The organism is Pseudomonas sp. Irchel 3H9, from assembly GCF_900187495.1.
Classification (GTDB): Bacteria; Pseudomonadota; Gammaproteobacteria; order Pseudomonadales; family Pseudomonadaceae; genus Aquipseudomonas; species Aquipseudomonas sivasensis.
The window spans coordinates 44,464-70,203 of the sequence record NZ_FYDK01000011.1; the positions used below are offsets into that span (position 1 = coordinate 44,464).

General features: G+C 60.3%; 19 protein-coding genes. 8 read left to right on the forward strand and 11 right to left on the reverse strand.

Translation table 11 applies throughout. From position 1 onward, the window contains the following. Window positions 1-627 precede the first annotated feature (627 nt). Window positions 628-1,527 carry a LysR family transcriptional regulator gene (locus CKW32_RS26895; protein WP_095186424.1) on the reverse strand — a complete coding sequence of 300 codons (900 nt, stop codon included), beginning with the start codon at window positions 1,525-1,527 and terminating at the stop codon, window positions 628-630. Window positions 1,528-1,633: 106 nt separating this feature from the next. Here CKW32_RS26895 and CKW32_RS26900 point away from each other — a divergent pair, with 106 nt between their 5' ends. The 3 genes from CKW32_RS26900 to CKW32_RS26910 all read left to right on the forward strand — a co-directional run bounded on the left by CKW32_RS26900 (window position 1,634) and on the right by CKW32_RS26910 (window position 6,559). Continuing rightward, window positions 1,634-3,001 carry an MFS transporter gene (locus CKW32_RS26900; RefSeq protein WP_095186448.1) on the forward strand — a complete coding sequence of 456 codons (1,368 nt, stop codon included), beginning with the start codon at window positions 1,634-1,636 and terminating at the stop codon, window positions 2,999-3,001. Next, a complete protein-coding gene (locus CKW32_RS26905) occupies window positions 2,998-4,272 on the forward strand; it encodes a glucarate dehydratase family protein (RefSeq protein ID WP_095186425.1) in 1,275 nt (424 codons plus the stop codon). The genes CKW32_RS26900 and CKW32_RS26905 overlap by 4 nt, the downstream gene beginning before the upstream one ends. Window positions 4,273-4,504: 232 nt before the next feature. Next, the gene (locus CKW32_RS26910) at window positions 4,505-6,559 is read left to right on the forward strand and encodes a TonB-dependent receptor (RefSeq protein WP_032885458.1); all 2,055 of its coding nucleotides are present in this window, start codon (window positions 4,505-4,507) and stop codon (window positions 6,557-6,559) included. A gap of 45 nt (window positions 6,560-6,604) precedes the next feature. Here the strand turns inward: CKW32_RS26910 and CKW32_RS26915 are convergent, their stop codons facing one another. Then, window positions 6,605-8,287 (reverse strand): AMP-binding protein, encoded by a 1,683-nt coding sequence (locus CKW32_RS26915; RefSeq protein ID WP_095186426.1) that lies wholly within the window; start codon window positions 8,285-8,287, stop codon window positions 6,605-6,607. Between the two features lie 266 nt (window positions 8,288-8,553). Here CKW32_RS26915 and CKW32_RS26920 point away from each other — a divergent pair, with 266 nt between their 5' ends. Beyond that, window positions 8,554-9,324, forward strand: a complete 771-nt coding sequence (locus CKW32_RS26920; RefSeq protein ID WP_095186427.1) for an ABC transporter substrate-binding protein — start codon at window positions 8,554-8,556, stop codon at window positions 9,322-9,324. A gap of 332 nt (window positions 9,325-9,656) precedes the next feature. On the opposite strand, the gene CKW32_RS26925 is transcribed toward CKW32_RS26920, so the two are convergent. The 4 genes from CKW32_RS26925 to CKW32_RS26940 all read right to left on the reverse strand — a co-directional run bounded on the left by CKW32_RS26925 (window position 9,657) and on the right by CKW32_RS26940 (window position 13,352). Continuing rightward, entirely contained in the window at window positions 9,657-10,283 is a 627-nt protein-coding gene (locus CKW32_RS26925) for a transcriptional regulator (protein ID WP_032885454.1), read from the reverse strand. Continuing rightward, window positions 10,283-11,416 carry an FAD-binding oxidoreductase gene (locus CKW32_RS26930; RefSeq protein WP_032885453.1) on the reverse strand — a complete coding sequence of 378 codons (1,134 nt, stop codon included), beginning with the start codon at window positions 11,414-11,416 and terminating at the stop codon, window positions 10,283-10,285. The genes CKW32_RS26925 and CKW32_RS26930 overlap by 1 nt, the downstream gene beginning before the upstream one ends. Continuing rightward, the gene (locus tag CKW32_RS26935) at window positions 11,413-12,345 is read right to left on the reverse strand and encodes an ornithine cyclodeaminase family protein (RefSeq protein WP_095186428.1); all 933 of its coding nucleotides are present in this window, start codon (window positions 12,343-12,345) and stop codon (window positions 11,413-11,415) included. The genes CKW32_RS26930 and CKW32_RS26935 overlap by 4 nt, the downstream gene beginning before the upstream one ends. Window positions 12,346-12,413: 68 nt before the next feature. After that, entirely contained in the window at window positions 12,414-13,352 is a 939-nt protein-coding gene (locus CKW32_RS26940; protein WP_095186429.1) for a LysR family transcriptional regulator, read from the reverse strand. A gap of 108 nt (window positions 13,353-13,460) precedes the next feature. Here CKW32_RS26940 and CKW32_RS26945 point away from each other — a divergent pair, with 108 nt between their 5' ends. From CKW32_RS26945 to CKW32_RS26955, 3 genes are all read left to right on the forward strand, one after another. Next, complete coding sequence (locus CKW32_RS26945; protein WP_032885450.1) at window positions 13,461-14,960, forward strand: CoA-acylating methylmalonate-semialdehyde dehydrogenase; 1,500 nt, start codon at window positions 13,461-13,463, stop codon at window positions 14,958-14,960. 306 nt (window positions 14,961-15,266) lie between these two features. Continuing rightward, window positions 15,267-16,205: a pectate lyase gene (locus CKW32_RS26950; RefSeq protein ID WP_095186430.1), complete on the forward strand. Its 939-nt coding sequence runs from the start codon at window positions 15,267-15,269 to the stop codon at window positions 16,203-16,205. Window positions 16,206-16,456: 251 nt separating this feature from the next. Beyond that, on the forward strand, window positions 16,457-17,707 hold the full coding sequence (locus CKW32_RS26955) for a glycoside hydrolase family 68 protein (protein WP_095186431.1): 1,251 nt from the start codon (window positions 16,457-16,459) through the stop codon (window positions 17,705-17,707). 759 nt (window positions 17,708-18,466) lie between these two features. Here the strand turns inward: CKW32_RS26955 and CKW32_RS26960 are convergent. Continuing rightward, window positions 18,467-19,882, reverse strand: a complete 1,416-nt coding sequence (locus CKW32_RS26960; protein WP_095186432.1) for an MFS transporter — start codon at window positions 19,880-19,882, stop codon at window positions 18,467-18,469. Window positions 19,883-19,970: 88 nt separating this feature from the next. On the opposite strand from CKW32_RS26960, the gene soxR reads away from it, so the two are divergent. Then, on the forward strand, window positions 19,971-20,423 hold the full coding sequence (gene soxR / locus CKW32_RS26965; RefSeq protein WP_095186433.1) for a redox-sensitive transcriptional activator SoxR: 453 nt from the start codon (window positions 19,971-19,973) through the stop codon (window positions 20,421-20,423). Between the two features lie 51 nt (window positions 20,424-20,474). On the opposite strand, the gene CKW32_RS26970 is transcribed toward soxR, so the two are convergent. From CKW32_RS26970 to xylA, 4 genes are all read right to left on the reverse strand, one after another. After that, window positions 20,475-21,611 (reverse strand): sugar ABC transporter permease, encoded by a 1,137-nt coding sequence (locus CKW32_RS26970; protein ID WP_095186434.1) that lies wholly within the window; start codon window positions 21,609-21,611, stop codon window positions 20,475-20,477. Then, window positions 21,612-23,159 (reverse strand): D-xylose ABC transporter ATP-binding protein, encoded by a 1,548-nt coding sequence (gene xylG, locus CKW32_RS26975; protein WP_177326417.1) that lies wholly within the window; start codon window positions 23,157-23,159, stop codon window positions 21,612-21,614. Between the two features lie 5 nt (window positions 23,160-23,164). Beyond that, window positions 23,165-24,166 carry a D-xylose ABC transporter substrate-binding protein gene (xylF, locus tag CKW32_RS26980; RefSeq protein WP_032885440.1) on the reverse strand — a complete coding sequence of 334 codons (1,002 nt, stop codon included), beginning with the start codon at window positions 24,164-24,166 and terminating at the stop codon, window positions 23,165-23,167. A gap of 251 nt (window positions 24,167-24,417) precedes the next feature. After that, on the reverse strand, window positions 24,418-25,734 hold the full coding sequence (gene xylA, locus CKW32_RS26985) for a xylose isomerase (RefSeq protein ID WP_095186435.1): 1,317 nt from the start codon (window positions 25,732-25,734) through the stop codon (window positions 24,418-24,420). Between the last annotated feature and the right edge of the window lie 6 nt (window positions 25,735-25,740).

Here is a 25,740-nt window from a genome sequence, read left to right on the forward strand (position 1 = left end):
GTTTCTGTGGTGCGCGGTCTTTTTGTGGTGAGCGGGCTTGCCCCGCGCTGGGCTGCGGAGCAGCCCCAAAACTGCCGCTGAGATTTACCGGAAGAAATGCGGTGTTCTTGATGGGGCCGCTTCGCAGCCCAGCGCGGGGCAAGCCCGCTCACCACAGGACACCCGTTCACCACAACAAATCCACTCACCACAGGACACCGGTTCACCACGACAAATCCACTCACCATAGACAGCCTGTTCACCAGGCATAACAACCCATATTTACCGTGGTTGGCAGGACCTCTGTGATGATCAGGTTTTCTGTGGTGCACCGTCTTTTTGTAGTTGTGAGGTTTTCTGTGGTGCACAGTTTTTTTTGTGGTGAGCGGGCTTGCCCCGCGCTGGGCTGCGGAGCAGCCCCAAAACTGCCGCTGAGATTTACCGGAAGAAATGCGGTGTTCTTGATGGGGGCCGCTTCGCAGCCCAGCGCGGGGCAAGCCCGCTCACCACAGGACATCCGTTCACCACAACAATCCACCAACCACGGGACATCCGTTCACCACAACAAATCCATTCACCCCATAACATCCATTCACCACAAAAAATCCGCTCACCCCAACAGTAAGAGCAACCCATATCTATCGCTATTCAGGCCCACCCCTCACGCACTGCATTGCGAATCCCTTCCAGCAACATGGCAAACGCCGGGTTGTCGTTGTTTTCACGCCAGATCAGGTGCAATTCGCTCTGCGCGCCTTCGCCCAGGTCGATGTCGCGGAACACCACGTTCTTGAACACTACGCTGCTGGCGCAACGAGGTACCAGGGCCAGGCCCATGCCGGCGTTAACCAGCGCGAGGATGGTCAGGGACGAGCCGAGCCACTGCACATAATCTGGCGCGACGCGGGCCGAGCGCAGCAGGCCGGTGAGCAGTTCGTTGAAGGGCGGGTAGGCGGCGTAGGCGTACATGAGGAAGGGTTGGGCGTCGAGGTCGTGCACGCTGACCGTCTCGGCGTTGGCGAGGCGATGGTTGCTCGGCACCGCCAGCACGAAGGGCTCGCGCACCAGGCATTCGGTGGCGTAGCCCGGTTCCAGCAGGGGCGCGCGGACGATGCCCAGGTCGATGCGTCGGGCGCGCAGGGCTTCGTATTGTTGGTAGGTGTTCATCTCGGCCAGGTCGATCTTGACGTGAGGCTGCTTGAGACGCGCCTCGGCGATCACCTTGGGCAGAAACTCATACACCGCGCTGCCGACGAAGCTGATGTTGACCGTGCCGATATCGCCTTCGGCAAACCGTCGCGCGGTCACGGCCGCTTGCTGGGCAAGCTCCAGCAGGTTCTGGGCTTCGATGAAAAACGCGCGGCCAGCAGCGGTGAGCGCGACGCTGCGAGTGGTGCGAGTAAACAGCTCTACACCCAGGTGGTGTTCGAGCAATTGGATCTGCCGGCTCAGCGGCGGCTGGGTCATGTTCAGCCGTTCCGCAGCGCGGCGGAAATTCAGCTCAGTGGCTACGGTGGTGAAGCAGCGCAGTTGCGTCAGCTCGAACATTGATCTAATCCCGGTATCAATCGGATGCCAAGTTAGATTAGACGGGAGCAATTCACGGCGTCCATCATTGTTCTGCCCCTAAAAAAACAATGAATGGGAGTTGCCCGTGGAAACCCTCCAGAATCCGCCAGACCCGACCGTGCTTGCCCGCGCGGCCGCCAAGGTCAAGCGTCATGTATTGCCGCTGTTCGTGGTGATGTTCATCGTCAATTACATCGACCGGGTCAATATCGGCTTTGTGCGCAGCCATATGGAGACCGACCTGGGCATTGGCGCGGCGGCCTATGGTTTGGGCGCCGGGTTGTTTTTCATCGGTTACGCGATCTTCGAAGTGCCGTCCAACCTGCTCTTGCAGCGCTACGGCGCACGGGCCTGGTTGACGCGCATCATGTTCACCTGGGGCGCGGCGGCGATGGCCATGGCCTTTGTTCAGGGCGAAACCAGTTTCTACATCCTGCGCTTTATCCTCGGCGCCGCCGAAGCCGGGTTTTTCCCGGGGATCATCTACTACTTCACTCAATGGCTGCCGGCCGCCGAGCGTGGCAAGGCGATGGCGATTTTCCTCAGTGGCTCGGCGATCGCCTCGGTCATCTCCGGGCCGGTGTCGGGGGCACTGCTCAACGTCAGCGGCCTGAGCCTGCATGGTTGGCAGTGGATGTTCCTGATCGAAGGCTTTGCCTCCATCGTGCTCTGCGGGTTCGTGTGGTTCTGGTTGCAGTCCCATCCCCATCAGGCCAAGTGGCTCAGCGACGACGAAAAACACGCGTTGGCCGCTGCCATTGCGCTGGAGCAGCAAGCCCGTGAGGCGAGCCAGAGCGTGCGGCCGTCGATGTTCAAATTGCTTGCCGACAAACAGATCGCACTGTTCTGTTTCATCTACTTCTCCATCGCCCTGACCATCTACGGCGCCACGTTCTGGCTGCCGAGCATGATCAAGAAAATGGGCAACCTGGGAGACTTCCAGGTTGGTCTGTTCAACTCCATTCCCTGGTTGATTTCCATCGTCGCGATGTACGGTTTTGCGTCGTTGGCCAGCAAGTGGAAGCACCAACAGGCGTGGGTGTCACTGATGCTGGTGATCGCCGCATTCGGCATGTTCATGTCCACCACCGGCGGGCCGGTGTTTGCCTTTGTCGCCATCTGTTTTGCCGCGATCGGCTTCAAGGCCGCCTCGGCGTTGTTCTGGCCGATTCCCCAGGGTTACCTGGATGCGCGCATCGCCGCGGCGGTGATCGCCTTGATCAATTCGGTCGGCAACCTGGGCGGCTTTGTTGCGCCCACCACTTTCGGCTTGCTGGAGCAGACCACCGGCTCCATCGAGGGCGGCCTGTATGGCTTGGCGGCCACTTCGCTGGTGGCGGCAGTGGTGGTGTTTTTTGCCCGCACCGCGCCTCGGGGCACTGTGCCGCCTGCGTCCAAATCGTCCACTCATCCTCACGCCTTGCGTTCCGGTCCACAGGGAGCCGCCTCTTGAAAATTGTCCGCGTTACCGTCACCCCGATTGCCTTCCGTGACCCGCCATTACTCAACGCCAGTGGTATTCACGAACCCTTCGCGCTGCGCTCGATCATCGAGATCGAGAGCGACACCGGCTACATCGGCCTGGGAGAGAGCTACGGCGATGCCCCGGCGTTGGCGATCCAACAGCAGGTACAGTCACAGTTGATCGGGCTCGACCCCTTCAACCTCAACCAATTGCGCGCCATCGTGCAGGCCACCGTCGCCGCCCATAAACCGGCGAGCCTGGCCGGCGCCGAACTGGCACCGGGCTCCCACGCCAGCAAGGCGGTGAGCAATGCCTATTCGGCATTCGAAGTGGCGTTTCTTGATTTGCAGGCGCACTCACTGAACGTGCCATTGGTGGACCTGCTCGGCGGCGCGATCCGTGACCAGATCCCGTTCAGCGCGTACCTGTTTTTCAAATACGCCACGCACATTGATTCGCCGTATAAACCCGACAGCTGGGGCGAAGCGCTGAACGAGGAACAGATCGTCGCCCAGGCCCGGCGCATGATCGACACCTACGGCTTCAAAAGCATCAAGCTCAAGGCCGGTGCGCTGCAACCCGAGCACGAGGTGTCATGCATCAAGGCCCTGAAAAGGGCCTTCCCCGGCGTGCCGCTGCGCATTGACCCGAACGGCAACTGGTCCCTGGAAACCTCGATCCGCATGGCCGAGTTGCTCGGCGATGACCTGCAATATTACGAAGACCCGACCCCCGGCCTGGACGGCATGGCCGAGCTGCACAAACGCACCGGCTTGCCCCTGGCGACCAATATGGTGGTCACCGACTTTGACGAGTTTCGCCGCAGCGTGGCGCTTAACAGTGTGCAGATCGTACTTGCCGACCACCACTACTGGGGCGGCCTGCGCGACACCCAGGCGCTGGCGAAGATGTGCCAGACCTTCGGCCTGGGCGTGTCGATGCACTCCAATTCGCACTTGGGCATCAGCCTGATGGCCATGGCCCACGTGGCCGCGTCGGTGCCCAACCTCGACTACGCCTGCGACACCCATTACCCGTGGCAAGAGCCGGATGAGGAGGTGATCAAGGGCGGCAAGCTGCCGATTGTCGACGGCTGCGTAAAAATCACCCGCGCACCGGGGCTGGGCCTGGAGCTGGACCATGACCAATTGGGCAAGCTGCATGATCAATACCTTACCTGTGGCATCCGCCAGCGCGACGACGTGAAACAGATGCAGCGCTATCAACCGGAGTGGAAAACCGTCAAACCGCGTTATTGAAGCTGGTCGCTTCGTTTTGCCCGGTGGTGCGCCACCGGGCCTTTTTTTTGCGGGACGCCGTGCCGCGCTATGTATTCAAGCTGATACGTGAATGCGTAGTTATCTCAAATGAGATTTCTTATCAATTAAATTCACTTTGGTTTTTTTATCCCTTAGACTCAGCCCCGCTGGCGTTTGGCTGCCTTCAGCCCGCCACAAAAAACAATAACGAAGGGTGCTAGGGGAGCTGGGCGTGAATTTCAAAAAGAACACAATTGCGTTGGCGGTCGGGTCGGTTTGCCTGGCTTCAGGGGCTTGGGCTGCCGAACCCAACACGATGGAAATCGCGCCGATTACGGTGAGTGGCGAGAAAATCAACCGCTCCCTTGAGCAGACCCAATCCAGCGTTGTGGTCGTGACCGAACAACAACTGCGGGACAAGGCCGATCACAGCCTGGTCGATGTGTTCGCGCGCACGCCGGGTGTGTACAGCCAGGCCGGTAACGAAAACTGGGGCATTCGCGGTGTACCGGTGTCCGGATTCGATGACCAGGGCCCCGCGACCCTCAATGGCGCCGTTTCGGTGTATGTCGATGGTGCCGTGCAACCCAATCGCACCCTGACCCTGAGCCCTACCGGCTTGTGGGATGTGGAACAGGTAGAAGTCTTCCTCGGCCCGCAATCCACCACCCAGGGGCGTAACTCCCTGGCCGGCGCCGTAGTGATCCAGACCCGCAACCCGACGTTCCAACCGACTTTTTCGGCGCAAACCAACGTGGGCAACTACGGAGAAAAAGGCGCAGCGGTGGCCGGTGGCGGCAGCATTGTCGATGACAAGATCGCAGGTCGCATCGCCCTGGATTATCAAGATGGCGATGGTTACATCGACAACATCGCCCTCGGCAAGGATGCCAACCCGCACCGCACGAGCAACGCGCGCGGCAAGCTGTTGATCCTGCCCAACGACGATCTCGACGTCTTGCTGACCTACGCCCACAACGAGCACCGCCAGGGTGACAACTCGGTCATCCGCACCCCGGACAAGGTGCGCTATTACAAGGTGTCCTCCGATACCCAAGCGTTCGACAACCTCAACCAAGACACCGTCAGCGCCAAGGTCGACTACCGCCTCGATGACCAATGGTCGCTGACCAGCCTGACCACCAACACCCGGTCCGACTACACCAACCGCCTGGACTTCGACCAGACTGCCGACGCCAATGAAGTCATCCGACGCAAGCAGGATGGCAACCTGTTCGGCCAGGAGCTGCGCCTCAACTACAGCTCGGACACGGTGAAAAGTTTCGTCGGCGCCTATTACGGCCATAACTCCAACAATTTCCACGACCGACTGCTGTTCGATGACGTATTGGCGGTCACGGTGAAAGGCGACACAGTCATCGAAAACAAGGCGCTGTTTGGTGAAGTCGACTGGACCTTCGCACCGCGCTGGACTCTGGTCACCGGCCTGCGCTACGACCACGAAACCAACGACACCGACATCAAGCAGGACGACCTGTCCGACGCGGCGAAGGTCAAAAAGTCGTTCGCGGCCGTGCTGCCAAAACTGGGCATCAACTACGAACTCGCCACCGGCCAGTACCTGGGCTTCATGGTGCAGAAAGGTTATCGCGGCGGTGGCGTGAACGTGCGCTCCGGCAGCGGTCACGAGGCATATGACCCGGAATACACCACCAACTATGAGCTGTCGTACCGCGGTTCATTTCTCGAAGACACCCTGCGTGCACGCGCCAACCTGTATTACACCGACTGGAAAGACCAGCAGGTCAGCGTGCGGCAAGCCAACAGCAATGTCATCAACGTGTACAACGCCGGTCGCAGCGATATCAAGGGCCTGGAAGTGTTCATCGAGAAAGACCTGAGCGAGCAACTGACCCTGACCCTCGGTGGCGCGATCACCGATGGCAAGTACAAGGACTTCATCGTCGGCAACGGCCAGGACCGCAGCGGCGAAGCGTTCTACTACTCGCCCAAGTACAAGGCTTCAGTGGGCGGCATCTATCGCTTCAACGAGCGCCTGACCTTCAACACCGACGTGACGTACCAGAGCAGCGCGCCTTCGGCGTACGAGTTCGATTCAGCGGGCAAGGTCAACGGCGAGCGCAGGAGCGACAACTACGTGTTGGCCAACTTCAGCAGCGAATTCAAAGTCACCAAGAACGTGGCTGTCTCGGGCTTCGTGAAAAACGCCTTCGACAAGCGCTACGTCACCAACAACCGCGATGACGAAATCATCGACGCCGGCGCGCCGCGCACCTTTGGAATGGCGCTGCGTTACGACCTGTAAGCTGCATTCCTGCGTGCCCCGGCGCTGCGGCGCCGGGTTCTGCGTTCAGGAAAAATCCTCCTCGAAATGCTCGTGCTCACCCCGCGCATCCCCTTGGCGACGCACCACCTCCATCTGCCGCAGCTCTACCCGCCGGATCTTGCCGGAAATGGTTTTGGGCAGTTCGCTGACAAATTCGATGCGCCGCACCCGTTTGTACGGGGCGAGGTGTTCGCGGGCGAAGGCGAGGATGTGGCGTGCCAGCTCGGCGCTGCCGGGGGCGTCGTGGGCCAGGATCAGGAAGGCTTTGGGCACCGCCAGGCGCAGTGGGTCTGGGCTGGGCACTACGGCCACTTCCATCACCGCCGGGTGTTCGATCAGCGCACTTTCCAGTTCGAACGGGCTAATGCGGTAGTCGGAGGCCTTGAACACGTCATCGGCGCGACCGACGAAGGTGATGTAGCCGTCGCTGTCGATCTGCGCGGTATCGCCGGTGCGGTAGTAACCGTCGCGCATCACTTCGGCGGTTTTTTCCGGGCTGTCTTCGTAGCACACCATTAAACCGAGAGGGCGTACATCCAGCGGCAGCGCGACTTCCCCTTCGTTGCCCGGTAGGCCGTCGGCGTCCAACAGCACGACACGATAGCCCGGCAGTGGACGGCCCATGGACCCTGGCTTGAGCAACTGGCCGGGGGTGTTGCCGACCAGGGCGGTGGTCTCCGATTGGCCGAAACCATCGCGCAGCGGCAAGCCCCAGGCCTGCTGGATTTGCTCGATGATTTCCGGGTTCAGGGGTTCGCCCGCACCCACCAATTCACGCAGATTCAGGCGCGCCTTGTGACTGGCCAGGTCTTCCTGGATCAGCATGCGCCACACGGTCGGCGGGGCGCACAGGCTGGTCACGCGGTATTGTTCCAGCGCTGTCAGCAAGGCCGGCGCGCTGAACCGCGCGACGTTATGGATGAAGATGCACGCGCCGGCATTCCACGGCGCGAACAGGCAGCTCCAGGCGTGCTTGGCCCAGCCTGGAGACGAGATATTCAGGTGCAGGTCGCCGGGTTGCAGGCCGATCCAGTACATCGTCGACAGGTGGCCCACCGGGTAGCTTTGGTGGCTGTGCAGCACCATTTTGGGTTTGGAGGTGGTGCCGGAAGTGAAGTACAGCAGCATGGGGTCGGTGGCCAGGGTGCGGCCTTCGGCTGCGAACTGCTCGGGGTATTCAAATGCGGCGTTGTGCGCGACCCAGCCGCTGGGCGCAGCTCCCACGCAGATGCGGCTACAGCCATCGCCCAGGCCGTCGAACTTGCCGACATGCGCCTCGCCGACCACCAGATGGCGAACCTGGCCACGCTCGATACGGTCGCGCAGATCATCCGGGTTGAGCAGGGCGGTGGCCGGGATCACCACTGCGCCGAGTTTGAATGCGGCGAGCATGGTGTCCCACAACGCCACGTCGTTGCCGAGCATCAACAGCACTCGGTCGCCGCGTCGCACGCCGAGGGCACGCAGATGGTTGGCCACCTGGTTTGAGCGCGTCGCCAGTTGCTGGAAGCTGTAGCGCTGCTCGCTGCCGTCTTCTTCGACGATCCACAGCGCGTTGGCCGCATTGCCCTCGGCCATGGCATCGAAGTAGTCCAAGGCCCAGTTGAACGCATCCAGCTGCGGCCAGCGGAAGTCGCGAACGGCGGTGGCGTAATCGGTGCGATGGGCGAGCAGAAAATCCCGCGCGGCCAGGAAGGGATGCGTCATGGTCGGTGTCCTTGATTATTGTTGTAGGGACATTTCTGTGCTGCGGTGACCCACGGTTCAACCGAGAGGCTGAACCGAGTATAGGCACGCATAAATCCAGAGATGAACGCTCAAAAACACCGGTGTGTTGTGCAAAAAAGTCATGGGTGCAGGGGCTGGATTGACGATCAATACATAAAAGTCCAGTATGGAATTATAAGTACAAAAGCTCTTGCTGGATTTTTTCTTCTCTCTTGCCAAACCAACAACAACTTGCGAGATCCCCCATGAAGAAACGCTTGCTTATCACCGCCCTGGCCTTAATCGCTTCCAGCCACGTATGGGCCGCCGAGAAAACCCTGCGCATCGGCATCGAGGCGGCCTACCCGCCGTTTGCCTCCAAGACCCAGGAAGGCACCATCGTCGGCTTCGACTACGACATCGGCAACGCGCTGTGCGCGCAGATGAAGGTCAAGTGCGTGTGGGTTGAAGGTGAGTTCGATGGTCTGATTCCTTCCCTCAAGGTGAAGAAAATCGACATGGCCCTGTCGTCCATGACCATCAACGAAGACCGCAAGAAGTCAGTAGATTTCACCCACAAGTACTACTTCACCTCATCGCGTCTTGTGATGAAAGACGGCGCGGTGGTAGATGACCAGTACGCCAGCCTGAAGGGCAAGACCGTCGGTGTGCAGCGTGCGACCACCACCGACCGTTACGCCACCGAGGTATTTGAGCCCAAGGGCATTAACGTCAAGCGCTACAGCAATAACGAAGAGATCTACATGGACCTGGCGGCAGGGCGCCTGGATGCGATTTTTGCCGACACCATCCCCTTGAATGACTTCCTGCAAATGCCACGGGGCAAGGGCTACGCTTTTGTCGGGCCGGAGCTCAAGGACCCGAAATACGTAGGCGAAGGCGCGGGGATTGCAGTGCGCAAGGGCAACGAGGCGCTGGTCAGCGAATTGAACACGGCCATCGACGGCATTCGTGCCAGTGGTGAGTACCAGAAGATTTCGCAGCAGTACTTCAAGGCTGACATTTACGGTGATTGATGCGGCGGGGCTGCTGCTGTGGTGAGTAGCCTTGCTTTTTTGATGAGCAGTCCTGCTGTTGTAATGAGCGGGCTTGCTTTTGTGGTGAGCTGGCTTGCTTTTGTGGTGAGCAGTTCTGCTGTTGTGGTGAGCGGGCTTGCCCCGCGCTGGGTGGCGCAGCCGCCCCATTATTGACAGTGCATACCTTCAGTTGGAACTGAGGCGTCTGAATTTGGGGCGGCTTCGCCACCCAGCGCGGGGCAAGCCCGCTCACTACAAAATCCTGTTCACCACATAAGGCCTGCTCAAAGCAAAAAGCCTGCTCACCAAAAAATTCATCCAGGGTTGAAGGTTCAGCCCTTTAATTCCTTCAGATGCTTGTAAACCGTTGCCCGCCCCATACCCAGCACGTTGGCCACATAGTTCGAGGCGCTCTTGCCCTTGAACGCGCCTTCGGCATGCAGTGCCAGCACCAGTTCGCGTTTGTGGTCGCGGGTCAGCAGGTTCAGGCTTAACTGGCGCTCGCGCATCCAGGCATGCAGGAAGGTGTTGATGCGTTCCTGCCAGTCATCGCGAAACAGCGCGTCCGGCTGTGGGATCAGCTTGCTTGGCGACAGGAACAGGTCCAATGCCGCCTTGGCATTTTCGAACAGTGAAATATTCAGGTTGATGCACAGCACCGCCAGGGGCCGACCGTTGGCGTCGCGCAGTACGGTGCTCAGGCTGCGAATTTTCTGACCGTCCCAGTTGAGTTTTTCGTAGGGGCCGATATTCACTTCGCTGACGTCATCGCTGAGCATGTCCTCCAGCGCCGAGTCGTCGCCAATCGCGCGTTTCGACAGGTTATTGGCGATGTAATCGACTTTTTGCGTGCGCAGGTCATGCAGCACCGCTTCGGCGTGGGGGAAGAACAGCGTGGCGATGGCATCGGCGATCGCGCGAAAGTTCTGCAAGACGTTGTCGGGTTCGACGGTGTTCATCAATGGGGCTCCAGGCGGGCGGGGGAGAGCATACCAGCGTCGAGGCCGAACCGGGTCAGTGCCTCCGGCAGCGGTGCGCCGCGCACCAGTGCCGCACTGGCCTGGCCCATGGCCGGTGAGGTTTGGATGCCGTAACCGCCTTGCGCCGCTACCCAGAACAGCCCTGGGACTCGCGGGTCGAAGCCCGAAAGCAAGTCACCGTCGTGCACAAAGCTGCGCAGTCCGGCCCAGGTTCGCGTGGGGCGGCGGATGGTCAGGGTGGTGGCTTCTTCGATCTGGTAGATGCCCATGGCGATGTCCAATTCTTCGGGCTGGATGTCCTGAGGCTCGACCGGGTCTGCGTTGGCCGGTGAACCGAGGAACATGCCGGCGTCTGGCTTCATGTAGAACGCTTCGTCGAGCGCCACCAGCATTGGCCACGCATGGCTGTCCACGCCTTCGGGGCCGGCGAAGATAAACGCCGAGCGGCGCTTGGGTTGCAGGCCAATGGATGCGGCACCGGCCAGCCCACCGATGTGGTCGGCCCAGGCGCCAGCGGCGTTGATAATGATCGGCGCGGTGAAGGTTTCGTGTTGGGTGGTGACGTGCCAAAGACCACCGCTGTCACGGCTTAAGCCCAGCACATGGCTGTCGGTATGCACGTCGCCGCCCTTGCGACGAATACCGCGCAAATAGCCTTGGTGCAGGGCGTCGGTGTCGATGTCGCTGGCAGTGGGATCATAGATCGCACCGTGAACCTTTTCCCGACGCAGGATCGGCAACTTCGCACAGGCCTCGTCGACACTCAGCTGTTCAACCTGCGGCACGGTGGCCTTGGCGCTGAGGTACTGCGCGTTCAACTCGGCCGCATCGCCGGTGAAGTCCACCGTCATCTCGCCGCGCGGTGTGAGCAAGGGATGCTCGCAGAACCCTGCCGGCGGGTGGTCGAAAAACTCCCGGCTGGCCAGGGTCAACGCGCGCACCTGCGGAGTGCCGTAGGCGGCGGTGTAGAGCGCAGCCGAACGCCCGGTGGAGTGATAGGCCGGGTGAGATTCACGTTCCAGTACTCTCACCTTGCCGTGTTGCGACAACCAGAAACCCGTGGACGCACCGGCAATGCCGCCGCCGATGATGATGAAATCTGCGTGGTTCATAGGAGTCTCCAGAGGGCATTGGCCAGTGCGATGTCTTCCAGGCCCAGGCCGATGGAGCGGAAGAATACGTGACGGTCGTAGGACGGGCGCTGCACCTGGTCGCTGAGCAGTTCGGGCAGGTCGCCCATGACTGCGCTTGGGTTCCAGCCATGTTGTTCGGCGGCGATCAGCATCTCGCCCGCCGAGCCTGGCGTGGTTTGGCGGTAGTCGCAGAACACGTCCATTTCGTTCAGTGATTGGGGGGGGACTTCGTGAGCGCGCGGTGCGTTGGTGCTGATGGAGGTGATCAGCGCTGGTTTGCTCAGGCGCGAAGGGTCAATCACCGGGCCGGCGGATGACGTGCACAGTAGGATCACGTCGGCGTCTTCCAGGGCGGCTTCGCCGGTTGGGGCGATGCTCACGCGTGGGTCAAGGCGTTGAAGCGTGGAGTCAGTAGCGGTCAGGCTGGGCGAGAAGAAGTTGATGCTTTGCCAATCCCGCAGGTTTTTCACGTAGTGCAAGTGAGCCTGGGCCACCTTGCCGCTGCCGATGATCGCCAGTCGCCGAGCCGCCTGTGGCGCCAGCGCATCCACCGCCAACGCAGTGGTCGCGGCGGTGCGTGCGGTGGTCAGTTCTGCGGCATCACACAACAGCAGCGGCTGGCCGGTGTGCGTGGACATCAAGAGCGTCCAGGCGGTTACCAATGGCCCTTGCTCACGCACGATATACGGCGAGGTTTTCATGCCATACACGCCGTCCTGCGCCAGCACGCCCAGGTAGTTGATGAAGTCACCGGCGCCCTGGGGGAATTCCACCCATTGCTGGGGCGGCTGCACCGCATGCCCGGCCGCCAGGTCGCGGAACAGTGCGCGTAGGATCTGCAGCACATCGACTTGGCCCAGCAGTTCGCGGGCCTGGGTTTGGTTGATCACATGCGGGGTGCTGGACATGAATGCCTCTTTTGTTGAACTTATTTGTCCATTATGGACTTTTAGTTCCGTCGAGCAAGAGGCAAACCTTATCCGAGATAACGAAAGCCCCCCGACAGCTTCTCCTTCAGATAACCCACCAATACACTCACCGACTTCGGCACATGGGGCGAATACGGCCTAATCAAGTAGATCTCATTGGCAAATGCGCCCTTGAGCGTCCAGTCCTTGAGCACCTGCATCAGCTTGCCGCTGGTCAGCGCGGCATGGGCGCTGAAGTCTGGGAGCAGGGCGATGCCCAGGTGGTTGAGAGCGGAGTCGCGCAGCGCCTCACTGTTATTGGTGGCGAAGCTGCCGGCGATGGGCACGGTCAGGCGTTCAACGTTTTTACTGCCGCGTTCGAAGGTCCAGGCGGGCTGGTCGGTGCCCCGTGGGTAAAACAGGCAGTTGTGTGCCGACAGCTCGCCGGGTTCGCGGGGCTCTCCGTGGCGTTGCAGGTAATCCTGGGTGGCTACCAGCACCGACCCTGTGTCGCAGAGCTTCCAGGCGACGTGGGTTTCCGGCACCTGGAAACCGTGGCGCACGGCCAGGTCGTAACCTTCGGCTGCCAGGGAACTCAGCGCATCGGACACATCCAGCTGGATGCGCACTTGCGGGTAACGCTGCAGGAATTCCGACAGATGCGGCACCAGTTGCTGTCGGGCAAATGCCACCGGCGCGGTAAGGCGCACCAGCCCGCGAATCTCCCCCACAGAGTCACGCACTGACGAGAAGCTGCGGGCGATCTGCGCATAGGCGCTGCGCACTTCACGGGTCAGCGACAGCCCCGCATCGGTCAGCCGCACACTGCGCGTGGTGCGCGTGACCAACTGAGTGCCGGTGGCCTTTTCCAGGTCGGCAATACGCTGGCTGACCGCAGACTTGCTCACGCCCAGGCGCGCAGCGGCAGCCGTGTAAGTGCCTTGCTCTTCCAATATGGAAAGCCAGTGGATATGGGTCCATAGGCCTTCGATCTCAGATTTTTCCATGGGTGGATTGTTCGCGTATGTGGACAATAAGTTCAGGATTCTGCTCTGGTTTGGAACAAAGCGAAAGCCTATCGTGTGTTCCAACGCTACCCACCTGGATCGACTGCCATGACAACCACAATCGAGCACTACATCAACGACCAGCGCGTGTCCCGCGATGATCGCTATCAGGACGTCTACAACCCCGCCACCGGCGAAAAAACCGGGCGCGTCGCGCTGGCCAGCCGCCAGACCGTATCCGAAGCCGTTGCTGCTGCCCAAGCCGCTTTCGACAGCTGGGCCGATACCCCGCCCATCCGCCGCGCCCGCGTGCTGTTCCAGTACCTGCACCTGTTGCGTGAGCGCAAGGACGACCTGGCGCGCATCATCGTCGCCGAGCACGGCAAGGTCTTCACCGACGCCCAGGGCGAAGTGGACCGTGGTATCGATATTCTGGAATTCGCGTGCGGCATACCCAACCTGCTCAAAGGCGAACACTCTGACCAAGTTTCCCGAGGCATGGACAACTGGACCCTGCGCCAACCGTTGGGCGTAGTGGCCGGCGTCACGCCGTTCAACTTCCCAGTGATGGTGCCGATGTGGATGTATCCGATCGCCATCGCGGCGGGCAACACGTTCATCCTCAAGCCAAGCCCGACCGATCCGAGCGCCTCGTTGTTCATGGCCGAGCTGCTGCGTGAAGCCGGCCTGCCCAAAGGCGTGTTCAACGTGGTGCAGGGCGACAAGGAATCGGTGGATGCATTGATCGAACACCCGGACGTCAAGGCCGTGAGCTTCGTCGGCTCCACACCGATTGCCCAATACATCTACGAAACCGGCGCGCGTAACGGCAAGCGTGTGCAGGGGCTGGGCGGTGCTAAAAACCACATGGTGGTGATGCCTGATGCGGACATCGAAAAAACCGTCGACGCCCTGATGGGCGCTGCTTATGGCAGTGCCGGCGAGCGCTGCATGGCGATCTCCGTCGCCGTGCTGGTTGGTGACGTCGGTGACAAAGTTATCGCTGCATTGACCGAGCGCGCCAAGCAACTGCGCATCACCGACGGCCGCGACCTCAAGGCCGAGATGGGCCCGATTGTGTCCCGCGCTGCACTGGAACGCATCAGCGGCTACATCGAACAAGGCGTGCAGGCCGGCGCGCAACTGCTGCTGGACGGGCGTGATTACGTGCCCACCGAAGCGGGCCTGGAAAACGGCTTCTGGCTCGGCGCGACCCTGTTCGATCATGTGACCCGAGAGATGAGCATCTACCGCGAAGAAATCTTCGGCCCGGTCCTGGCGTGTGTGCGGGTGAACGACTTTGGCGAGGCGATCAAGCTGGTCAACGACCACGAGTTCGGCAACGGCGTCAGTTGTTTCACCCGCGACGGCAACATCGCCCGCGAATTTGCGCGGCGTATTCAGGTGGGCATGGTGGGCATCAACGTACCGATCCCGGTGCCGATGGCGTGGCACGGTTTTGGGGGGTGGAAGAAGAGTCTGTTTGGCGACATGCATGCGTACGGCACTGAGGGTGTTCGGTTCTATACCAAGCAGAAATCGATTATGCAGCGCTGGTCGGAGAGCATCGAGCAAGGCGCGGAGTTTGCGATGCCGGTGTCCAAATAACGCTTGGAAGAACACCGCAGGGCAAATGTGGGAGGGGGCTTGCCCCCGATGGTGGAATGACAGTCACTGTATATGTGCCTGATACACCACCATCGGGGGCAAGCCCCCTCCCACTTTTGGTTGTTTTTCACTTGAGGGTTGACTGCTAGGCGAATGATGAATACTGTACATAAACACAGTGTTTAAGCGCTGACCAACCAAACCCTGGCAACCTCAGCCACGCCAAACACTGTGTGCAAGTTAACGGATTAACTTAATGCACAGGCTCGTCAATCCGAGCCGTTTTTATCTATAGAGAGGGAACTCATGTCGTATCCAGAAAGCAAACTCACCGGCCTGACCGGTTTCGCCCTTGCGGCAAAAGTCACCGGCGGCTGGTCTGGCCAAGTGGTCAGTATCACCACGCTGGATCAACTCAAGGCCAACATTGGCGACACCACCCCACGGGTGTTGGTGATCAACAGCAATATCTCGGCGTCGAGCCTGACCAAGGTCAATATGGGTGCCAACAAGACCCTGATCGGTTCATTCCAGAACCGTACTTTGGAGAATATTCACCTGCGTGCAACCGCGCAGTCCCAGAACATTATTCTGCAGAATATTATCTTCAAACATTCGGCGAGCATTAAGGCCAATGACGATATTCAGGTGTACTTGAACTACGGCAGCAAGTACTGGATCGATCATTGCTCTTTTGTCGGGCACACCTGGTCAACCACGGACGGCAGCGAAGACAAACTGCTGTATATCGGTGAAAAAGCCGATTATGCCACCATCAGCAACTGCTTCTTTGGCAGTCATAAGTACGGGCTGATTTTCGGGCATCCGGCGGATGATAATAAGGCAGAGTTCAACGGTTATCCGCACCTGACGTTGTGCCATAACCGCTTTGACAACATGGAAGTACGCGCGCCTGGCTTGATGCGTTACGGTTATTTCCATGTGTATAACAACTACGTCAATAACTTCCATCTCGGTTTTACCCTCGCGCAGAACGCCAATATCCTCTCTGAAAGCAACTATTTTGGCGAAGGCAGCCAAAATAAAGGCATGTTGGATGACAAAGGTACCGGGACGTTCACTGATACAAACAGTGTGCCGCCGATCACCAACCAGAAGTCACCCAAAGCACAATGGACGGCAAGTTCCAACTATGCCTATACCTTGAAGACGGCGGCGCAAGCCAAGGGCTTCACACAGAAGAATGCCGGCGCCCAGGCTGGGGCGCTGGTATTCGGTAGTTGAGTAGCTAGCTTTCTACTTGGCTGTCATTTATTGCAAGTGCCACTGTATGTATATCAAGGATATAAATACAGTGATGGCCTTTGTAATATGAATAATTCTTAATGTTGCTATAAGCAAGTGCCCATGTTAAACCTTGGTGCGCACTTGCAGGGCCAACTATCTCTTGCTCTTTCAGTCAGTATTAAGTTGCTGGCTGCCAGGTGCTATTTAATCTTCGCTTGTCACTTAAGCGTTAGCAAAAGGACATCATCATGAAACATGCGAATCACACACCCACTCGCTGGACACGGGCCGATGCGCTGAAAGTTAATGAGAATGACCCGACGACGACACAGCCGTTAGTGAGTCCTGACTTTCCTGTCATGAGTGACACGGTCTTTATTTGGGACACCATGCCATTGCGTGAACTGGATGGCACGGTGGTATCGGTGAATGGCTGGTCGGTGATCTTCACCTTGACCGCCGACCGTCGCCCCCATGATCCACAATTCATCAATGCCGATGGCCGTTACGACATCAAGCGCGATTGGGAAGACCGCCATGGTCATGCGCGGATCTGCTACTGGTATTCGCGCACCGGCAAAGACTGGATCTTCGGCGGCCGTGTCATGGCCGAGGGGGTTTCGCCGACCACCCGTGAATGGGCGGGCACGCCGATTCTGTTGAATAACAACGGTGACATCGACCTGTACTACACCTGCGTCACGCCGGGTGCCACGATTGCCAAAGTCAGGGGCCAGGTTGTCACGTCGGACACCGGTGTCACGCTCCAGGGCTTTGATCAGGTCAAGTCGTTGTTCGATGCCGACGGCACCTACTACCAAACCGAAGCGCAGAATGCGACCTGGAACTTTCGCGATCCCAGCCCCTTTATCGATCCCGTCGATGGCAAGTTGTACATGGTGTTCGAAGGCAATGTGGCCGGCGAGCGCGGGACTCACGAAGTGGGCCCGAATGAAATAGGTCTGGTGCCGCCAGGGCATGAAGATGTGGGGGGCGCGCGTTATCAGGTGGGGTGCATCGGCATTGCCGTGGCCAAGGACCTCAACGGTGACGAGTGGGAAATCCTGCCGCCATTGGTCACGGCCGTTGGCGTGAACGACCAGACCGAACGGCCGCACTATGTGTTCCAGGACAACAAGTACTACCTGTTCACCATCAGCCACAAGTTCACCTATGCGGATGGCGTGACGGGGCCGGATGGCGTCTATGGGTTCGTCAGTGATCATCTGTTCGGCCCCTATACGCTGATGAATGCGTCGGGGCTGGTACTTGGCAACCCGCCTTCGCAGCCGTTCCAGACGTACTCTCACTGTGTGATGCCCAACGGCCTGGTGACGTCGTTTATCGACAGCGTGCCCACCACCGGCGATGACTATCGCATCGGCGGCACCGAGGCACCGACGGTCAGGATCGTGTTGAAGGGTGATCGTTCGTTTGTGCAGGAGGCTTATGACTACGGCTACATTCCGGCGATGCGGGATGTGGTGTTGAGCCAGTGATCGCAGCGTAAAACCCAGCCTGACTCATCAGGTGTAAACCGATCCAAATGTGGAAGGGGGCTTGCCCCCGATGGCGGTGTCTCAGTCAAGAAGGTGTGACTGGTCCACCGCTATCGGGGGCAAGCCCCCTCCCACCTTTGACTGGTGTTGTGTCTGGAAGATTGGCGGCGCTGAAGCTCAAGACCACCATGAGCCACATACTCGGCCGGTCCTGACAAATGGAGATCCAATGTGGGAGGGGGCTTGCCCCCGATGGCGGTGTCTCAGCCAAGAAGGTGTCGACTGGTCCACAGCTATCGGGAGCAAGCCCCCTCCCACCTTTGACCGGTGTTGTGTCTGGAAGATTGGCGGCGCTGAAGCTCAAGACCACCATGAGCCACATACTCGGCCGGTCCTGACAAATGGAGATCCAATGTGGGAGGGGGCTTGCCCCCGATGGCGGTGCCTCAGTCAAGAAGGTGTCGACTGGTCCACAGCTATCGGGAGCAAGCCCCCTCCCACCTTTGACCGGTGTCGTGTCTGGAAGATTGGCTGCGCTGAAGCTCAACACTGCCATGAGCCATATACTCAGTTGGCCCTGACAAGCAGAGATCCAGTGTGGGAGGGCGCTTGCCCCCGATGGCGGTGTCTCAGCCAAGAAGGTGTCGACTGGTCCAACGGTATCGGGGCAAGCCCCCTCCCACCTTTGACCCCGTTCAAGCAGTGATTTTTGAGCCGTTCATAATCCACGGTGGTCTTGGCAATCTCCAGAAATGGCCACTAACCGATCATGCGAACCACCCGCCTGGCAATCAGAACACCCACCACCGGCGCCAGCGCAAACACCCCAAACAGCCACACCGCAGCGCTCGCGGTGCCTTCGACACCGCCGGGTTCAATGAGGCCGGCGACGTTCGCGACCATGCCCGCCAGTGCCGCGCCAAACGCGGTAGCGAACAGTTGCACGGTGGTAATCGACGCGCTGGCAAGGTCCTGCTCACCGGCCGGCGCCACCTGGAACACCCGGGTCAGCAAGTGCGGCCACGCCAGCCCCACGCCCAACCCAATCAGGATAAGCGCCAGGCAGATCGGTGTGAGCGTCTGCCCGCTGCCGTTGCTTTCGACGGGCATCAAGATGGCCAGCGCCACCATGCCCACCACGCCCAGGATCGGCCCGGCCAGGATCGCTCGTCGAATGTTGCCGCCCGTCACACCCGCGCTGGCGATTGACCCCAGCGTCCAGCCGGCCGCCATCAGTGCCGCCAGATAACCGGCCACCAACGGCGACTGGTGGTGCAGGACTTGAAGAAACAGCGGCACGAAGATTTCGCCACTGGTCACGGCCACTGCCAGCAATGACATCGTCGCGTACAGCGCGCCGAGTGCAGTGGTGATCCGAAACGCTCCGGCGGGCAACAGTCGATGGTGGGCGCGTCTTTCCGTGACGATCAGCAGCGCGGTGAACACCGCTGCCACGGCCAGCCCCAGCAGGTTCAGTGGCAGGGTGGACGAGACGCTGCCGGCCGACACCGCCAGTACCGCAGCCGTCAGCAGCACCAGTTGGGCGAGTGGCAGCGGTGTCGGCTCAACGCTATCGGTGCTGCGCTTGGGTAGGACCGCCGCCGCCAGCACCGCGAATAACCCGGCCACCGGAATCAACGACCAGAACGCCGCGCGCCATATGCCCAGCTCGGCAAACACCCCGCCCACCGCTGGCCCGACCAGCGTCGCCACGCCCCACATCCCCGACACCAACGCCATCGCGCGAGGCCACAGGCTTTCATCGAACACCAACCGAATCATCGCGTAGGACAGCGCGAACAAGAACCCACCGCCCAGCCCCTGCACCAACCGCCCAACGAGCATCACCGGCATGGACGGCGCAAACGCACAGGCCAAGGCCCCGCCGGCAAACACCAGGCTGGCGACCAGGTACGCCGCACGCGGCCCGAGGCTGCCGAGCAGGCGCGCCGACAACGCCGAACCGAGGATCGAGGCGGCGACAAATAACGTGGTGTTCCAGGCGTAGTAGTCGATGCCGCCGATGTCCTGGACCACTGACGGCAGAATCGTGGTGGCGATGTACACGTTGATCGCATGCAGCACCACGCCGCCTGCCAGTGCGAGCGAACGTACGCCGTTGGCACCGGACAACAGCGCGGCCCAGTTGGAAGGGGAGGGTTGAGGTGTGTCCATGTAGGCTCCGATTCAAAGGATTGAAGGATTGCCAAGGCAAGCCGACATCCTTTATAAAACCTCATGTTTAGATGAGGTCAAGAGCTGGATGGAAGCGAAAATCGATGTGCGCATCCCCCTCGGCGTGGGCGAATTGGCCCGCCGCAGCGGCGTGACCGTGGCCACGGTGCATTTCTACGAAGCCAAGGGGTTGATCCACGCACAACGCAGCGCGGGCAATCAGCGTCGCTATCAGCGTGACGTACTGCGCCGGATCGCGGTGATCAAGGTCGCGCAGCGCGCGGGCATTCCGTTGGCGACCATCAAGGACGCGTTGGACGAACTGCCTTCAGGACGGCCGTTGACGGCCAAGGACTGGACCCAACTCTCCACCCGCTGGCGCGACCTGTTGAGTGAGCGCATCAACAGCCTCACTCAACTGCGCGACCAACTCGATGGCTGTATCGGCTGTGGTTGCCTGTCCCTGGATGATTGCCCGCTGCGCAATCCCGGGGATCGCCTGGGGCAGTTGGGGGATGGGGCCGTGTTGCTCGGAAAGTGAGACGACCCCCGCCCCTCCCACACGGGATTTGTGGTGTTTGTGAGGGTGGCGTCAGCGCCGACCCGTGCGCGTACTCACATCCACCCACACCGCCAACACCAGGATGCTGCCCTTTACAATCATCTGCCAGTAACTGTCCACGTCCAGCATCGACATGCCGTTATCCAGGCTGGTAATCACCAACGCCCCGAGCAACGCGCCATACACCGTGCCCGAGCCGCCGCGCATCGACGTACCACCAATAAAGCACGCAGCGATGGCATCCAACTCGCCCATATTGCCCGCCGACGGTGAGCCCGCCGCGAGCCGCGCGGTGTTGACCAGGCCGGCGAGGGCGCACATCACGCCCATGATGCCGAAGATCCACAGTTTCACCGCCTGCACGTTGATGCCCGACAGGCGCGTGGCTTCCATATTGCTGCCCACCGCATACACGCGGCGGCCGAACACGGTCTGGCTGGTGACGTAGCTGAACACGCCGAGCAGCACCAGCAACAGCAGCACTGGTACGGGGATGCCGTCGTAGCTGTTGAGGGTGGTGACGAACCCGGCGAGTACCGCGCCGATCACCGCCACGCGCAGCACGTCGCGCACCAGGGCGTGCGGCGCCAAGCCATGCAGCGCGCGGTTGCGCCGTTGTTTCCAGGTCAACAACAGGGTCAGGGCAAACAGCAAGACCCCAAGGCCAATCCCCACCGAATGCGGCAAATACCCCTGGCCTACATACACCAGCGACGGCGACACCGGCGCGATGGTGGTGCCGCCGGTGATTCCCAGCAGAATCCCGCGAAACGCCAGCATGCCGCCCAGGCCAACGATAAAAGAGGGGATGCGCAGGTAGGCCGTCATGTAACCGTTGGCCAAACCGATCATCAGCCCACACAGCGCCACCAGGCTGAGATTGGCCAGCAGCGGAATGTGATAAACCACATCCAGGATCGCCGCCAACCCGCCCAACAACCCCAGCAACGAACCCACCGACAAATCAATCTCGCCGCTAATAATCACCAGCACCATGCCGCACGCCAGAATCCCGGTGATTGCCATCTGCCGCAGCAGGTTCGACAGGTTGCGTGGCGTGAGGAAACCGCCCTCGGTCTGCCAACTGAAAAACAGCCAGATCACCGCCACGGCGATCACCAGCGCAAGCATTTTGTAGCGGGTAAACAGCTGTTTGACCTGATTCATCTACGCGGTCTTCCGATCATTATTGTTGTTTTGGCTGAGCGCGGCGGCGAGCACCTGTTCCTGGGTGAGCCCTTCATTGATGAAATCGCCGCGCAACTGGCCGTCGCCGATCACCAGCACGCGGTTGGACACGCCGAGCACTTCGGCCAGTTCCGAGGAGACCATGATGATCGACACGCCTTCGGCCGCCAGGGCGCCCATCAGTTTGTAGATCTCATACTTGGCGCCCACGTCCACCCCGCGCGTGGGTTCGTCGAGGATCAGCACTTTGGGCTTGGCCATCAGCATTTTCGCCAGCACGGCTTTTTGCTGATTGCCGCCGGACAAGCTGGTGATCGGCAAAAACGGGCTGGCCGTCTTGAGGTGCATGCGTGCGATCTGCTGGTCGATGCTGCCCAGTTCAGCTTCGGCGTCGATGCGGGTCATATGCGCATAGGTATCGAGGACCGCCAGGGTGATGTTCTGACCCACGCCCAGGTCGGGAATGATGCCTTGGCGCTTGCGGTCCTCGGGCACCATGCACAGCCCGGCGCGGATCGATTTGAGCGGCGTGCGCGTGTCGATTACCTGGCCGTCGAGCCACACCTCGGCGCTGTAGCGGCCGGGGTAGGCGCCGAAGAGCGCTGACACTAACTCCGTGCGTCCGGCGCCCACCAGCCCGGCAATGCCGAGGATCTCGCCGCGCTTGAGCACGAAGGAAATATCATCGACACGCTTGCGCCTGGGGTTGTCCACGTCATAGCAGGTGACGTTGCGCGCCTCGAAAATCACCTCGCCGATGGCATGGGGCTCGGTAGGGTAGAGGTTGCTCATCTCTCGGCCGACCATCTGCGTGATGATCCGGGGGATGTCCATGTCGGCCATGGCCGTGGTCGCGATGTGTTTACCGTCGCGGATCACCGCAATGGTGTCGCACACCGCCGCCACTTCATCGAGCTTGTGGGAGATGTACACGCAGGCCACACCCTTGGCTTTGAGGTCACGGATGATGTCGAGCAGTACCTCGATTTCCGAGCGGGTCAGGGCCGAAGAGGGCTCGTCGAGGATCAGCAGGCGCGCTTTTTTATTGAGCGCCTTGGCGATTTCTACCAGTTGCTGGTAGCCGCCGCCGTACTGCGACACCGGCAAGGCGACGTTCATGTCCGGCACCTTGAGTTCACGCATCAACGCTTCGGCGCGGTGGATCATCGCCGGGTAGTTCATGCGCCCGCCGGGCAATGTCAGTTCGTGGCCCATAAAGATGTTTTCGGCCACCGAGAGGTCGGGTACCAGGGTTAGTTCCTGGTGAATGATCACGATACCGGCGGCCTCGGTTTCGCTGATGGACTGAGCCTTGAGCGGTTGCCCATCCCAGAGGATTTCACCCTCCCAGGTGCCGTACGGGTAGACCGCCGACAGCACCTTCATCAGTGTGGATTTACCCGCGCCGTTTTCACCGCACAGGCCGACACATTCCCCCGGCCGCACAGTGATGTCGATGCCGTTCAGCGCGTTGACACCGCCAAAGCTTTTGACGATGCCGTTCATTTGCAGCAGATAGTCAGCCATGGCGGTCACTGCCCGCCGATCTGCTCTTTGGTATAGAACCCGTCCTTCTCCAACAGATCGATATTGGCCTTGGTCAGCGGAGTCGGGGTGAGCAGGATGGTGTCGACTTTCTTGCTGCCGTTATCGTACTGCGAGCTGTAGGTGGGTTTCTCGTTACGTGCCAGTTGCACCGAGAGCTTGGCGGCTTCGGTGGCAATCAGCTTGAGTGGTTTGTACACGGTCATGGTCTGGGTGCCGTCGATCACGCGTTTGATCGCGGCGAGGTCGGCGTCCTGCCCGGAGATCGGCACCTTGCCCGCCAGTTTCTGCGCGGCCAGGGCCTGGATCGCACCGCCGGCGGTGGCGTCGTTGGAGGCGACGATGGCGTCGATTTTGTTGTTGTTCCGGGTCAGGGCATTTTCGACGATGCTCAGGGCTTCGGTGGGGTTCCACTCCTTGACCCACTGCTGGCCGACTACCTTGATATCGCCCTTGTCGATGGCCGGTTGCAGCACCTTCATCTGGCCTTCGCGCAGCACCTTGGCGTTGTTGTCGGTAGGCGCGCCGCCGAGCAGGAAGTAGTTGCCCTTGGGCGCCGCTTGCAGCACACCGCTGGCCTGCATTTCGCCGACCTTTTCGTTATCAAAGGAGATGTAGGCATCGATGTCCGCATTGAGAATCAGGCGGTCATAGGACACCACCTTAATCCCGGCTTTCTTGGCTTCGGCCACCGCGTTGGTCAGCACCGTGGCGTTGAACGGCACGATAACGATCACATCGACGCCCCGGGAAATCAGGTTTTCGATCTGGGAAATCTGCTTCTGCTCGTTGGCATCGGCGGACTGCACAAAGACCTTCGCGTCGAGTTTTTCCGCAGCGGCGACGAAGTAATCGCGGTCGCGGGACCAGCGTTCCAGGCGCAGGTCGTCGATGGAGAAACCGATTTTCGGGTGGGCGGAATCGGCCATCACCGGCAGTGCGAGCAGGGCCATGGCGGTGGCGAGCAGGGTACGTTTGAATGACTTCATGTTGGTGCGTCCTTTTATTGTTGTTGGAAGACTCTAGCCGAACACTGCTGTTGCTGTTTGCGTTGTGTGTAGCCTGGCTTTTTTGTGGTGAGTGGGCTTGCCCCGCGCTAGGGCGCGAAGCGACCCCAAACCAGAAGATGCAATTTTACGTGACACACCGAGGTGCCTGATTTTAGGGCCGCTTCGCGCCCCAGCGCGGGGCAAGCCCGCTCACTACCACTGCAGCCACAATCAACTGCGCACAGCATCGGTCAGGTGTAGATAAACCGGTTCACGACACCTTCGAGCATCTCCTGTCGCCCGCTCACCGCCTGCGGGTTCAGTTCATGGGCAAACGCGTGTTCTGCCAGCGATTCCAGGCTGAACTCACCCGCCAGCACGGCTTGGCCCAGCGGCTGTTGCCAACCGGCATAACGCTGGTCCTTGAACTGCTGCAATCGGTCGTTTTGCACCATGGCCGCCGCACGCTCCAGGGCCAGCGCCAATACGTCCATGGCCTCGACATGCCCGTGGAACAGATCCACCTCGTCCAGGCTCTGACGTCGTACCTTGGAATCAAAGTTATAGCCGCCGTTCTTGAACCCGCCAGCCTTGAGGATTTCATAGGTGGCGAGGGTCATCTCCTCGACGCTGTTGGGGAATTGGTCGGTGTCCCAGCCGTTCTGCGGGTCGCCACGGTTGGCGTCGATGCTGCCGAAGATACCGAGGGATACGGCCGTGGCGATCTCGTGATGGAAGCTGTGCCCGGCCAGGGTGGCGTGGTTGGCCTCGATATTCACCTTGATCTCGTGTTCCAGGCCGTACTCATGCAGGAAGCCGAACACCGTGGCGCTGTCGTAGTCGTACTGGTGCTTGGTCGGCTCCTGGGGCTTGGGCTCGATCAGCAGGTCGCCCTTGAAGCCGATCTTGTGCTTGTGTTCCACCACCATGCGCATAAAGCGCCCGAGCTGTTCGCGCTCGCGCTTGAGGTCGGTGTTGAGCAGGGTTTCATAGCCTTCACGGCCGCCCCACAGCACATAGTTTGAGCCCTTGAGCCGCAGGGTGGCGTTCATCGCGCTGAACACCTGGGCGGCGGCGTAAGCAAACACTTCAGGGTCCGGGTTACTGGCAGCGCCGGCGGCAAAGCGCGGGTTGCTGAAGCAGTTCGCGGTGCCCCACAGCAGTTTGATCCCGGTTTGTTCCTGGTGACGCTCCAGATGGTCGACCATCTGTGCGAAGTGCTCGCGGTACTCCTTGAGCGAGCTGCCTTCGGGCGCCACGTCGGTGTCGTGAAAGCTGTAGTAGTCGATGCCCAGTTTGGAGAAAAACTCAAAGGCCGCCTCCGCCTTGCCGATGGCCACCTCCATCGGGTCGCCACTGCGCTGCCACGGGCGCTTGAAGGTGCCCATGCCAAACATATCGGCACCGGGCCACACGAAGGTGTGCCAGTAACACGCAGCCATGCGCAGGTGCTCGCGCATGGGTTTGCCGAGGATCAACTTGTTGGCGTCGTAATGGCGAAAGGCGAGGGGGGAATCGCTGCTGGGGCCTTCGAAGCGAACCTTCTCGACACCGGGGAAGTACGGCATGGCGTT

Coding starts and splice junctions, on each gene's coding strand:
- CKW32_RS26895 (WP_095186424.1), bottom strand. CDS start 1,527: ATGTTCGAGCTGACGCAACTGCGCTGCTTCACCACCGTAGCCACTGAG.
- CKW32_RS26915 (WP_095186426.1), bottom strand. CDS start 8,287: ATGACGCATCCCTTCCTGGCCGCGCGGGATTTTCTGCTCGCCCATCGC.
- CKW32_RS26920 (WP_095186427.1), top strand. CDS start 8,554: ATGAAGAAACGCTTGCTTATCACCGCCCTGGCCTTAATCGCTTCCAGC.
- CKW32_RS26925 (WP_032885454.1), bottom strand. CDS start 10,283: ATGAACACCGTCGAACCCGACAACGTCTTGCAGAACTTTCGCGCGATC.
- CKW32_RS26930 (WP_032885453.1), bottom strand. CDS start 11,416: ATGAACCACGCAGATTTCATCATCATCGGCGGCGGCATTGCCGGTGCG.
- CKW32_RS26935 (WP_095186428.1), bottom strand. CDS start 12,345: ATGTCCAGCACCCCGCATGTGATCAACCAAACCCAGGCCCGCGAACTG.
- CKW32_RS26940 (WP_095186429.1), bottom strand. CDS start 13,352: ATGGAAAAATCTGAGATCGAAGGCCTATGGACCCATATCCACTGGCTT.
- CKW32_RS26945 (WP_032885450.1), top strand. CDS start 13,461: ATGACAACCACAATCGAGCACTACATCAACGACCAGCGCGTGTCCCGC.
- CKW32_RS26950 (WP_095186430.1), top strand. CDS start 15,267: ATGTCGTATCCAGAAAGCAAACTCACCGGCCTGACCGGTTTCGCCCTT.
- CKW32_RS26955 (WP_095186431.1), top strand. CDS start 16,457: ATGAAACATGCGAATCACACACCCACTCGCTGGACACGGGCCGATGCG.
- CKW32_RS26960 (WP_095186432.1), bottom strand. CDS start 19,882: ATGGACACACCTCAACCCTCCCCTTCCAACTGGGCCGCGCTGTTGTCC.
- soxR (WP_095186433.1), top strand. CDS start 19,971: ATGGAAGCGAAAATCGATGTGCGCATCCCCCTCGGCGTGGGCGAATTG.
- CKW32_RS26970 (WP_095186434.1), bottom strand. CDS start 21,611: ATGAATCAGGTCAAACAGCTGTTTACCCGCTACAAAATGCTTGCGCTG.
- xylG (WP_177326417.1), bottom strand. CDS start 23,159: ATGGCTGACTATCTGCTGCAAATGAACGGCATCGTCAAAAGCTTTGGC.
- xylF (WP_032885440.1), bottom strand. CDS start 24,166: ATGAAGTCATTCAAACGTACCCTGCTCGCCACCGCCATGGCCCTGCTC.
- xylA (WP_095186435.1), bottom strand. CDS start 25,734: ATGCCGTACTTCCCCGGTGTCGAGAAGGTTCGCTTCGAAGGCCCCAGC.